This is a genomic window from Acidisoma sp. S159 (assembly GCF_009766125.1).
GTDB lineage: Bacteria > Pseudomonadota > Alphaproteobacteria > Acetobacterales > Acetobacteraceae > Acidisoma.
Window position 1 is genome coordinate 15,789 of the sequence record NZ_LMUG01000080.1, and the last position, 250, is coordinate 16,038.

Sequence of the window (250 nt, forward strand, 5' to 3'; positions counted from 1 at the left end):
TTTGGAGCTCGCGGCGGAGATCCAGGATTTTCCGCGCCATCTCGCGACCCATGTCGGCGGCTTCGTCATGAGCCGGGGCCTGCTCACCGAAATGGCGGTCGTGGGTAATGCCGCGATGGCCGGCCGGACGGTGCTCGAATGGGACAAAGACGACGTTGACGCGCTCAAGCTGCTCAAGGTCGATATTCTTGCCCTCGGCATGCTGTCCTGCCTGCGGCGTGGCTTTGATCTGCTGCGCCGCCATCATCGG

General features: G+C 63.6%; 1 protein-coding gene. It reads left to right on the forward strand.

Going from position 1 to position 250, the window contains the following annotated elements; all coding sequences use genetic code 11:
- On the forward strand, positions 1-250 hold a 250-nt coding region (locus GSQ92_RS26465), incomplete at both ends, for a hypothetical protein (protein ID WP_159014602.1).